This window comes from Acinetobacter sp. LMB-5 (assembly GCF_001541635.1).
Lineage (GTDB): Bacteria > Pseudomonadota > Gammaproteobacteria > Pseudomonadales > Moraxellaceae > Acinetobacter > Acinetobacter pittii.
Genome location: NZ_LRDR01000088.1, coordinates 1 through 375 on the forward strand (window position 1 = coordinate 1; position 375 = coordinate 375).

Genomic DNA, 375 nt, shown 5'->3' on the forward strand with positions numbered 1-375 from the left:
GTTCGTTATTGCGACGCTGTTCTAGAAGGTCGAAATAAACCTTACCTGAACAGAACACAACACGTTTCACTTTGCTTGGCTCCAGATTATCAATCTCTGGGATCGCTGGCTGGAATGTGCCTTCAGAAAGATCTTCTAATGAAGACGTACAAAGTGGATGACGCAGTAGCGACTTAGGTGACATAACAATCAGTGGGCGACGCATAGGACGCACCACCTGACGACGGATCATGTGGTAAACCTGTGCTGGTGTAGATGGCACTACAACTTGCATGTTTTGTTCAGCACACAATTGTAAGTAACGCTCTAGACGAGCCGACGAGTGCTCTGGACCTTGGCCTTCATAACCGTGTGGCAACAGCATAGTTAGACCAC

The 375-nt window shown here is 47.7% G+C and carries 1 pseudogene; it reads right to left on the reverse strand.

Annotated elements, in window-relative coordinates:
- Positions 1-375: pseudogene (locus AW165_RS18640) on the reverse strand (2-oxoglutarate dehydrogenase E1 component); the annotation flags it as partial.